Source organism: Candidatus Palauibacter sp. (genome assembly GCF_965213655.1).
Classification (GTDB): domain Bacteria; phylum Gemmatimonadota; class Gemmatimonadetes; order Palauibacterales; family Palauibacteraceae; genus Palauibacter.
In genome coordinates, this window is sequence record NZ_CBDBZT010000003.1 from 525,345 (window position 1) to 536,834 (window position 11,490).

The 11,490-nt window shown below is 68.2% G+C and carries 5 protein-coding genes; 1 reads left to right on the forward strand and 4 read right to left on the reverse strand.

Translation table 11 applies throughout. The features are described from left to right. Positions 1 to 10 precede the first annotated feature (10 nt). A complete protein-coding gene (locus tag ACOOGH_RS04515; RefSeq protein WP_420447783.1) occupies positions 11 to 1,522 on the reverse strand; it encodes a glycogen synthase in 1,512 nt (503 codons plus the stop codon). Between the two features lie 113 nt (positions 1,523 to 1,635). On the opposite strand from ACOOGH_RS04515, the gene glgB reads away from it, so the two are divergent. Further along, positions 1,636 to 3,636 (forward strand): 1,4-alpha-glucan branching protein GlgB, encoded by a 2,001-nt coding sequence (glgB, locus tag ACOOGH_RS04520; protein ID WP_420447784.1) that lies wholly within the window; start codon positions 1,636 to 1,638, stop codon positions 3,634 to 3,636. Positions 3,637 to 3,686: 50 nt separating this feature from the next. Here the strand turns inward: glgB and ACOOGH_RS04525 are convergent, their stop codons facing one another. The 3 genes from ACOOGH_RS04525 to ACOOGH_RS04535 form a co-directional block, all read right to left on the reverse strand. Continuing rightward, a complete protein-coding gene (locus tag ACOOGH_RS04525; RefSeq protein WP_420447785.1) occupies positions 3,687 to 9,221 on the reverse strand; it encodes a leucine-rich repeat domain-containing protein in 5,535 nt (1,844 codons plus the stop codon). A 206-nt stretch (positions 9,222 to 9,427) separates the two neighbouring features. Then, complete coding sequence (locus tag ACOOGH_RS04530; protein ID WP_420447786.1) at positions 9,428 to 9,985, reverse strand: UGSC family (seleno)protein; 558 nt, start codon at positions 9,983 to 9,985, stop codon at positions 9,428 to 9,430. After that, positions 9,982 to 11,433, reverse strand: coding sequence for a thioredoxin family protein (locus ACOOGH_RS04535; protein WP_420447787.1), 1,452 nt, complete (start codon positions 11,431 to 11,433; stop codon positions 9,982 to 9,984). The genes ACOOGH_RS04530 and ACOOGH_RS04535 overlap by 4 nt, the downstream gene beginning before the upstream one ends. Positions 11,434 to 11,490 lie beyond the last annotated feature (57 nt).

Genomic DNA, 11,490 nt, shown 5'->3' on the forward strand with positions numbered 1-11,490 from the left:
GGGGAGCGGGTCAGTCGTCCGGGGCGTGCGCGGCGAGCGCCCGCCGGTACACCTCGAGGTAACGATCCGCACTGGTCGCCCAGCCGAAATCGCGGGACATCGCCTGTACCACGTGCTCCTCCCACACCTCCGGGCTCTCGGCGTAGAGTGCGGCGGCCCGCCCCAGCGCGACCTCGAGGTCCTCCGATGTGTAGCCATCGAAGAGGAAGCCGGTCACCTGGTCCTCGATCGTGTCGGCCAGTCCCCCGACGCGCCGGGCCACCGGCAGAACGCCGTACAGCTGCGCTCGCATCTGCGTGAGCCCGCAGGGTTCGTAGAGCGACGGCATTAACAGGAGATCGATCCCCGCCAGGAGCCGGTGCTCCTTGGGTTCGCTGAACTCGGTGTCTACGGCGACGCGCTCCGGGTAGCGGTCCGCCAGTTCCCGCAGGCCCGCCTCGTAGCGTTCCTCGCCCTCGCCGAGAAAAATGAACTGTCCCTCCGCCCGCTCGAGCGGGCCGCCGTCGAGGAGCAGGTCGAGCCCTTTCTGTCCCACGAGACGCGCGGTCATCCCGTACAACGGTTCGCGCGGAGCCTCGGTCAGGAAGTACTCGCGCTGCAGCGCCCGCTTGCACGCCGTCTTCCCCGCCAGATCCTCCCGCGAGAAGGTCGCCGCGACCTCGGTGTCCGTCTGGGGATCCCACACCTCCAGATCGACGCCGTTCAGGATCCCGAGGAAGCGGTCGCCTTTCTCGATGAACGAGCCGTGGAGTCCGAACCCCCCGGCCGTCGTCCGGAGTTCAACCGCGTGCGTGGGGCTCACCGTGGTCACGTAGTCCGCGAATACGAGCCCCCCCTTTAGCAGGTTCAGGTGCCCGTAGAACTCCATGGCCCGCCAGTGGAAGAGTTCGCGCGGAAGTCCGATGCCCTCGAGCACCGAGCGATCCTGCAGTCCCTGGTAGCCCGCGTTATGAATGGAGAGGACCGCCGCCATGCGGTCGTGTGCTTCCCGGCCCGCGAACCGCGTGCGCAGGAAGACGGGGGCGAGGGCCGCGTGCCAATCGTGGGCGTGTACGACGACGGGCACGTTGGCGAGTTCGGGCAGAACCTGGAGTGCCGCGAGGTTGTAGAAGGCGAAGCGCAACGGGTTGTCGTCGTAGTCCGCTCCACCCTCCCCGTAGATCCCGTCCCGGTCGAAGAACCCGGGATGGTCGACGAAGAGCACGCGCGGGTTCCGCCGGGGGCCGGGGTGCTGGAGGATCCGGACCTCCTCCACCCGCCTTCCCACGCGTACGCGGAAGCTGTCCGCGATCGGTTCCAGATCGGGGAAGGCCTCGCGCACGGACCGGTAGAGCGGCATGAAGACGGTGACGGGGGTTCCCTGGGCGGCCTGGAAGGTCGCGATCCCGCGCACGGCCTCGGCGAGGCCCCCGGTGCGGGCGTACGGCCAGTACTCCGCGACGAGATGCACGACCGCGAGCTCCTCGGGGGGCTTGGCCCGGGGGCGTGGTCTCGTCGGGACCGGCTTGGCGATTGTGGGCATGGGACTCATACTTCGTCGCAAAGTCGCGAAATGTGTGGCGGCCGGGGGCAGTCTCCCCGTCGTAGCCACGGGCTGCAAGGGACGGCGCCCGATCCGGACGCGGACGCGCCGCGATGAGGTGGCAGATCGAACACGCAAAAGCTAGCGGCTCGCACGGACCCATCCAAACCCCGCCGCGCGACCATTCGTTCCCCCGGAAGGCCTCCGACTTCGAGGCCTTCCATGCGGGACGGGAGTTCGCGCTCCATGACCTCCTCGGCGCGCACCCGTGCAGGCGCGACGGCGAGGCCGGGACGAGCTTCGCCGTATGGGCCCCGCGCGCCCGGGCGGTCAGCGTCGTGGGCTCGTTCAACGAGTGGGACGGAGAGGCGCATCCCATGTCTCCGGTGGGAGACGCCGGGGTGTGGGACTGTTTTGTCCCCGACGTCGGACCCGGAGACCTGTACAAGTTTCGGGTGCGTTCCGGAACGGATCACGGAGGGGACGGGCCCGGCCTCACGGTCGACAAGGCGGATCCCCTCGGCCGCGCCGCGGAAGTCAGGCCGGGCACCGCGTCGCGCGTCGTGCCGACCGGCCCGTACGACTGGACGGATGCGGCGTGGGTCGAGAGTCGACGCCAACGCGGGGTCCCCGAGGCCCCCATCAGCATCTACGAAGTCCATCCCGGTTCCTGGCGCCGGAACGCCGACGGATCGTGGCTGGGATACCGTGCGCTCGCCCGGGAACTGCTGCCCTATGCCGCCGACCTGGGTTTCACGCATATCGAACTCCTCCCCGTCATGGAACACCCGTATGACGGGAGCTGGGGATATCAGACGGTCGGGTACTTCGCTCTCACCGCCCGCTACGGGCCGCCGGAGGACTTCGCGTACTTCGTGGATGAGGCCCACCGCCTGGGACTCGGCGTCGTGCTCGATTGGGTGCCGGGCCACTTCGGCCCCGACCTCCACGGGCTGAGGACGTTCGACGGCGCGCCGCTCTACGAGATGGGGGAAGAATCGCGAGCCGTACATCCGGATTGGGGCACGCTCGCGTTCGACTTCAGCCGCCCGGAGGTCGTCTCCTTCCTTCTCTCGAGCGCGCGCTACTGGGTCGAGCACTACCACGTGGACGGGCTTCGCGTGGATGCGGTGGCGTCGATGCTCCACCTGGACTATTCGCGCCGTGACGGGGAGTGGGAGCCGAATGAGGAAGGGGGACGGGAGAACCTCGCCGCGATCGCCTTCCTGAAGTCGCTTTCCGAGATGATCCACGACCGCTTTCCCGGCGTCCTCCTGTTCGCGGAGGAGAGCAGCGCGTGGCCCCGCGTGACGGCGCCGGTGGCCGAGGGCGGGCTCGGGTTCGACTTCAAGTGGAACATGGGCTGGATGAACGATACGCTCGGGGTCCTGGCCTCCCCGCCGGAGCGGCGACCGCGGCTGCACCGCCACCTGACCTTCTCGCTGCACTATGCCTACAAGGAACGGCATCTTCTTCCCCTGTCGCACGATGAAGTGGTTCACCTAAAGCGATCTCTCCTGGACAAGATGCCGGGGACGGACGAGGAGAAGTTCGCCGGTCTCCGTCTCCTCCTCGGCTACATGTGGACTCATCCGGGGGCGAAACTCCTGTTCATGGGAGGGGAGATCGGCGAGCGGAAGGAATGGAACGAGGACGGAGCCCTCGACTGGCGTCTGCTGGACGACCCGGCGCATGGGGGTATCCGGCGCTGGGTGCGGGCGCTCAACCGACTGTATGCGGAAGAACCCGCGCTCCACGCGCTCGACCACGCGCCGGAAGGGTTCGAATGGCTGGACGTGCACGACGCGGAGCGCAGCGTGCTGAGCTACGTGCGCTGGCGTCCCGAGTGGGAGGGCGCGGTCATCGTCGTGGCGAATTTCTCCGCCACCGCGTGGCCGGATTATCGGGTCGCCCTGCCCGAGGGCGGGTCGTACCGCGTGCTGCTGGACAGCGGCGACCCCGAGTTCGGCGGAGGCGGTCGCACCCGACTCCCGGAGGCCGCGGAGGAGGTCGACTACCTGAAGCGTCCGGCCGCGCTCACCCTCGACCTGCCGCCGCTCGGCTTTCTGGCCCTCCAGCGGAGGGCGACCCGCAGCGCAGGGAGACCGGGCTGAACTCCCGCGGGCACTCAGCCTGTAGCAGGGACGCGACGAACAGGGCGCGATTACCGATTCCATGCTTCGCTGTCCGGAATCCCGCGGCTGAACAGGAGTTCGAGGCCCGGTACCGGAGACAAGGAAGCAACCGCGTCCGCGCGAGTCGTGGATGTCAGCGTGAGGTCCTGCAGGATGCCACGGACCGTCCCCGTTCGCGGGTCGCGGAGGATCGCCGCCGGCCGATCGGTTTCCTCGTCGAGTGTGACCGATCCTCCGGGCCCGGAAAGCGTGATGCCCGCCAGCTCGCGCTCCCACCCCGGTTGCACGGGGAAGACCAGGGCGAACCCGGAACCGCCATCCCCGTCGGCCACCTCCGACATGTCGAATCCGAGCGAGAACAGCTCCTCGCCGGCCGTGGAGTGTCCGGAGAGCGCGTATGCCCCACCCGAGCGTGGCAGGTTGGTCGGCGCATCGACCAGGAAGGCGGGTTCGAGGAACGGCACGCCGTCGGCCCCCACACCACCCCACACGAGTAGCGCTCTTGTCCGTTGCGCCAGATCCGGGAGCCCCACGCTGTCTGCCGCGCTCAGACGGAAGCGGAGCGCGTTCGAGAAGTGGTAATCGCTGATCCCGTCCGGCGGACCGCAGTAGGACATGAAGTCCGGCGTTGAGGGCGACACTGGACGGCTGCTCCGAAAATCGTACCCCCATGTCCCGATGGATCCGTTGGAGTAGGGGTAGGAGGGGTCGGGGCCGCCGGCTTCCCCGCACGGGGCGTGGCGAAGGCCCAGGTTGTGACCGAGTTCGTGCGCTATGACATCCGACTCGGCCAGCGAAAAGGTGGACCGTCCGGGGAGCTTGGCCACTCCTCTCACCGGTCCGTCCAGAGGGCGTACCATCATTCCCTTGTAGTGGCCGGTCCCGCCTTCCAGGGCCCGGATGACGGAGGTCTGATTGAGTACGGCGCGCGCGTTGTTCGTCGAGGTCAGCACGGGCTCGTGCGCTGTGACGGCCAGATTGCCGATCGGCAGTAGCGCACGCGTGTCGGCGAACAGCTCGTGGTTCTCGGGATCCGCAGCCATTTGCCCGATGAGTTCCACGATCGATGAATCCTGGGTCTGGCTCCAGATGAACGGGATCAGCGTCAGGTCGAACAGCGGCATGGTCAGGACCTCCACCATCAGCCGCCCTTCGCCCGGGATCCGAGTCGAAACCCCCAGACCCGGATCCAGCGTGCCGGCCGGGTCGACCTCGATCACCATCTCGAGCCCTGGCTGGATGACGTCCCCCGGGATCTCGGCGTTGGCCGACGTCGACAGATTGCTCTCGTCGATGCGGGTCGGGATGGGTACGGCTGTCGCCGGGATGTCCTCGACGTGGGTCTCCCGGCCATCCCGGTAGAACCGGGCGCGGATTGCCGGCAACCCCTCGCTCGTGGCGCGGCCGGCGACGGGGAACACGCGCAGCAGTGCCTTCCGGCCCGCCACCAGCGGAACCGGAAACCGTCGGGACTGGACGGCCTGGGTCAGGTATGCGGTCGGCAGGTCTCCCTCGACGCAGGAGGCGATCCGTCGCTTGTGGACCCCCGCCAGCCACGTGTGGAAGCCGGGGTCTGACGGCACGCACAACTCCGTGCCCCCGGCCAGGAGCACGCCGAGGCGGTCAAGCGCCGCCAGGTCGGCTGGAAGCGGGCCCGCCATGGCGCGGTTGTTCGAAAGGGAAAGCTCCTGCAGGGTCGTCATGCGACCGAACGCGGCAGGCACCGGACCCGTCAGCTCGTTGTTGTCCAGGCCCAGGCTCTCCAGCATCGGCAGCCCGCCGAGCCACAGGGGCAGTGGGCCGCTCAGATCGTTGCCGCCGAGCACCAGATGAGTCAGTGAGGAGAGAGTTCCGAGTGCGGCGGGGATCGAGTCGGAGAAGTCGTTGTCGCGCAGGGATAGCACCTCGAGGGTGGCAAGCCCGCCAAATCCCGGCGGGAGCGGCCCCGTGAGGCGGTTGTCATGGAGGAAGAGTCGGGTGATGCTCGAGAGATTGCCGAATTCGGGAGGGATGGGACCGCTCAGGTCATTGCCCTGCAACTCGAGCCACGTCAGGCCGGTGAGGCTCCCCAGCTCCGGCGTCAGCCTTCCGGCCAGGTCGTTGTAGCCCAGATACAGTCGCTCCAGGCTGGACAGGCTTCCAAGCGCGGCGGGGATCGGGCCCTTGAGGGCGTTGATGCCGAGCGCCAACATCCGCAGGCTCGTGAGCCCGCCGAGTTCGGACGGGATCGGCCCCGTGAGACGGTTTCGACGCAGGTCCAGCAACGTGAGCCCTGTGAGCCCGCCGAGTTCCGCGGGAATCGGGCCCGAAAGGGAGTTCAACGACAGGTCGAGCCGCGTAAGGTGGGCGAGGCTGCCCAGCTCCGGCGGGATCCGGCCCTCGATGTGGTTCGACGGAAGCTCCAGCCCCACTACCCGGCTGTCGTCGTTGACCTCTACCCCGTACCACTCCGCGAGCGGCGCATCCGTCAGCCAACCCTCATTGCGGGCCCATGCGGGTCCTCCGGTCGCCCCATAAAGGATCTCGAGGGTCTCGCGGTCCGAGAGCGGCCCGCACTCGATTCCCGTCCCCTCGCGCGTCGGGATGCCGCGTAGCCACGTCTGGAATGCCGTCTCCACCGGGGCGCACAGGCCCGTGTCCGCGTAGCCAAGCTCCTGCAGCGAGAGTCTCGTCAGTGAAAGGGGCAACCGACCTGAGATCGCGTTACCGCCGAGGCGCAGAACGGTCATCCGGGCCAGCGCCCCCAATTGGGCGGGCAGTCGGCCCCTCAACCCGTTGCGGGTGAGATCGAGTTGTGTCACGCGGCCGACGCTATCGGCCGTGACGCCGTGCCAGTCGGCAACACCTTCCTCGCCCAGCCAGCCGCTGGACTGAGTCCAGCCTGGGCCGTCGGCAGCTCCGTACAGCGATTTGAGTACGGCCACGTCGGTCGCGTTGCAGTATCTGGCGGCCGCGTCGTGGTTCTCGACTCCCTGCAGCCACCTGGCCAGAGCGGAGGTGCCGGGAACACAAACGCCGTTTCGCCCGATATAGAAATGACGGAGCCGATCGAGTTGCGCGAAGCTCGGCGGGACGGTACCCGAGAGTTCGTTCCCCCAGAGATAGAGCGAGGTCAGGTTGGCGAGACCGCCGAGTTCGGGCGGAATCTCGCCGTCGAGACGATTGAAGTGAAGAAGGAGCTCCTCGAGCCGGGACAGATTGCCCAGGTCGGCGGGGATGCGCCCGGACAGATTGTTACCAGACAGATTCAACCCGACGACCCTCCCGTCGCCGTCTACCCGCACTCCTGCCCAGGTGCCGAGTGGCTGGTCGCTCAGCCAGCCACCTCTGCGGCGCCAGTTCGATCCGCCCAGGGATCGGTACAGCGTTTCCAGAACCGCGCGGTCGCCGGACGCCGCACATTCGAGACCTGTGCCCTCATGGGACGAGACGGTGCCCAGCCACTCCTGAAGCCCTCCACCGCTCGGAACGCACAGCTCGGTGCCGGCATAGCGTAGTTCCCTCAGACGAAGTCGCGCGAGTGAGAACGGCAGGGGGCCGGAAAGGGCGTTCCCGCCGATCCGGAGCGCGGTCAAGCCGGCGAGCTCGCCAAGTTCCGGGGGCAGGGTGCCGACCAATCCGTTCCGGCTCAGATCGAGTGCCCGAACGTAGCCGATGGTATCGGTGACGACGCCGTACCAGCCATCGAGCGGCTGGCTGGCCAACCAGCCGTCGGATCTCGTCCAGCCGGCTCCGCCCGCAGATTCGTGGAGCCGCCTGAGTACCGCGATGTCGTCCGCGTTGCAGTAGTATTCTCCCCGCACCTCGGCGATGCGGCCCAGCCACGACACGAAGCGCGCCGTCCCCGGTGCGCAGAGACCCGGGTTTTGGTCGAAGTTGAACGCACTCAACTCGAGCTGCAGCAGACTTGCGGGCATCGGCCCTGCAAGAAGGTTGCGGTCGAGCCTGAGATTCTGCAGGCGGGCCAGGTCGCCCAGCGCCGACGGCAGCGTGCCACTCAGATGATTCCAACCCAGATCAAGCGACTCCAACCGGGTGAGCCGCCCGAGTTCTCCCGGGATCGTGCCCGTCAGGCTGTTATTGAAAAGGTCCAGGTCCTGGAGGTTCGAAGCATTCCTGATCTCGGGCGGGATGCCACCAACGAACGTATTGTGGGAGACCCACAGGACCCTTAGTTGACGGAGTTGGCCCAATTCGGGCGGAATGCGTCCAGTCAATCCCGCACTCCGCATATCCAGCCGCTGAAGGTTCGACAAACCGCCGAGTTCGGGCGGCATTGTGCCATGCAGGTTGTTGCCGGCCAGGTTCAAGGCCCGGACCCGTCCGCCGGCATCCGCCGTCACGCCGTGCCATTCACCGAGGGGTGCTCCCGTGAGCCACTTGTTGCGGTTCTCCCAGTTCGGCCCGTCCGTCGCTTCGTACAACTGCACGAGAATCTCGCGGTCCGTGGGCGGCGCGCACTCCACGTCCGTGCCGTCGTGGGACGCAATGTTGCCGAGCCAATTCCGGAAGGTCTCGTAGGGTGGGACGCACAACCCCGTATCGGCGTAGCGGAACTCCTCGGGCGACAGGGCCAGCAACGACCTCGGCAGGGGCCCGGAAAGCAGATTGTCACCGATGCGGAGCGAAGTCAGTCCGGTAGCGCCCGCGAGTTCCGGCGGCAGCGGCCCGCCCAGTGCATTGCGGTCGACGTGCAGATATCGCAGCCGATCGAGATCCCCGACTTCGGGCGGGATCCAGCCTGTGAGGTTGTTACCGGCCAGCGCCAGCCCGATCACACGGCCCGCCACATCGACCTCGACGCCGTGCCACTCCCCGATCGGAGCCCTGGTAAGCCAGTTGTCGCCGTTCGTCCAATCCGCCCCTCCCGTCGTCTCGTAAAGCGTCTTGAGCGTACGCCGGTCCGCCGCCTCCGCGACGATGATCTGGGTGGTGCCCGACACGTCCCCGGCCGAGGCCGTGACGGTCGCGGCGCCCTGGCCGGTGGCGCTCACCAGGCCGGCGGAGTCGACCACGGCCACGCTCTCATCGCTGGAGCTCCAGCGGATGACGGCGCCAACCACGGGGTGTCCGTTGGCGTCGGTAGGCTCGGCGACCAGGCGCACGGTGTCGCCGACGGCCTCGATCCGGGCGGCGGCCGGCGAGACGGAGATGGCGCTCACCTCCTGCGCCACGGTGATTTCGGCGGTTCCGGAGACATCCCCGGCCGAGGCCGTGACGGTCGCGGCGCCCTGACCGGTGGCGCTCACCAGCCCGGCGGAGTCGACCGCGGCCACCCCGCCGTCGCTGCTCGACCACGCGACCGCCACGCCCGTCATTACCTGCCCACTTTGGTCGCGTACCTCGGCGGCCAACTGGGCGGTCTGGTCGATTGCGACCAGCCGGACCGCGCTCGGAGTAACCGTGAGCGCCGCGGGCTGCGGCGGAGGCGGGACGCTGGGCGGGGTCGGTACAGGCGGCGGATGCGGCGGACCGGTGGTCGTGCCGTCCCCACAGGAGAGGATCGCGAACAGTCCGACCGCTACCGCGATTCGCGAACGATGACGGTTCGGAGTCTCATCCATCGCTTGGGTCCGCCATGCTCGGTCTTCAGTTCCTCCGTCACGGGTTGCACAATCGCACCCAAACTGGCGCCAAATTATCCCCCCCCATATGGGGGGGGATCTTGGCCAGCGGCAAGTGAGCCTGAACGGGGATCGGCGGAATCGGTGGTCGCGGCGTCCCCGCGGGAAAGGACCTTCCCGTCTCTTGGGTCCGCCGCCTCCGAACTTCAGTCCACGGGCTTGGGCTGCGTGATGGTACTCAAGATGGAATCGATCGCATCTTCGGCCAGCTGCTCCAGTTCATCCGCTGTTCGGTTCTGGATGGGATGGGGGACCCAGACGATGGCGGGCTCGAAGCCGAGCGAGCGCGACTGGCTGCGTGCCGCCTGCTCGAACTCGGTCGTGACGACGAAGCAGCCGGGAATTCCGCGTTCGTCGAGGTCTCTAAGGTCGTGCAGACCGCACGACGTGCAGGATCCTCAATCGGCTAGAGCCTGAACCACGACGTCGGCCTCCGTCGCGATCCTCTGCAGCAACTCGGTCGGTGCCCGCCGCGCATTGGTCGGCTTGTCGGTACGGATCGTCGAGATGCCGAGCCCGTCCAGTCGCGTCTTCACATGGTCGAGGAACTCGTCGCTGCGGAGTTTGCCGATCCCCTGAAGCGCCACGACGCGCCCCTCCAGCGACGGGGGCGGCGTGCGCCGCGGGCGCATCTCGGGAGCGAGTTCGGAGGTCGGATCGTGGAGGACGGTCACCGCGGGCTTCGTCCGGGGGATTGAACTCATGTCTCGATCTCTCGCGTGATGGGGTGTGAGTGCTGCCAGGCGCGGCCGCCGGGCCAGCCGGCGAGGATGGCGGAGTACAGTCCGGCCGCGCCGCCGGCGCGGGCAAGGAGCAGTCCACCGGGGGGGAACTTGGGCACGTGGTGGCGCGTTTCGGACTCCGGCACGCCCTCGGCCAGGCCTCCCGCGCCGCGCGCGACCTCGCTCAACGGCCGCGTCGTGGCCTCGAGCAGCGACTCGGTGATCCGCGCCCGGTCCCAGCCCGCCTCCCGGTAGATGGCGTAGTGCTCGGGCGAGAGGAGCAGCACGGCGTGCGCCCACTCGCAGATCTTGGGATGACAGACGGCCAGCAGACACGCGGCAAGCGACGCGGTCACTTCCTCGGGCGTGCGGGAGCGCTGGTCCATGATCCCCTGCACGCCCTCGCCCTGGAAGAGGGTGACGGCGCTGGCGCCACGGGGGACGCCTCGCGACACGGAAAGGGGCTCCCAGTCCTCGTCAGATTCATCCTCCGCGAAACAGAAAGTGTACTTGCTGGGCGCGCCGAAAGTGGCCCGGTCGATCTCCCCGGGGCGGCCGCCGCCGACGTTGCGCACGATGAGGTTGAGGGCGCGCCCGATAGTGGCGTTTGCTCGGTTCCCCTGGCCGAGAACGTTGAGCCCCGAGTTCATCCCGATGCGGCGTGCGAGGGGGCCGTTCACGATAATGAGGGGCGCGGTGAAACAGGTGCTGCACAGGATCCCGTGCAGCGTGAAGTCGGGATGGAGCGCCGCCTCGAGCGCCGCGAGCACGACGGGCATGTACTCCGGCTTGCACCCCGCCAGCACCGCGTTGATCGCCACCTTCTCGACCGTGCACTCGGCATAATCCGGCGGTACCGCGCCCACGACATCGTCGGGAGCCCGGGACGTGCCCGTTAGCATGCGCAATATCCGCTCCGGCGTCGGCGGGACGACGGGCAGCCCGTCCGTCCATCCGCGCTCGAAGCACGCTTCCACGGCGTCGGCATGTGCATCCAACGCTAGCTGCCTCGCAGCGAGACCCGTTTCGCCGAAGCGTGCGCGCAGGCGTTCCGCGGCGCCGGGCTCCACGGATCGGGAGCCGCAGCCCGGCTGGAACTCGGGCAGTTCCGCGCCCAGATCCGGAGTCGACGTCAGGTCGCGCCACTCCGCCCGGTTCCAGCCCACCGCGCGGCCCGTCTCTCTTCCATCCTCGAAGCGAACGAGCGTGGGTACCGTCTCGATGCCGAGGCGGAACGAGTGCTCGAGTTCCGTGTCGTCAACCACGCCGGAAAGCGACGCGGGAAAGTCCGGGTCGTCCTGGCTGAAGACGGCAAGACCGTCGCGGCCGGCGGCGAGCCGCCCCAGCACAGGTGCGACGAGTTGGCAGGTGGGGCAGTCCCGCTTGACGACGACCACGAGACCGTCCGCCGGAAGCGGAGCGTGTTCCATGTCCCAACCGTAACGCGCCCGTCCCGTCCGTCCAAGCCGACACGCGCGCTCCGATGG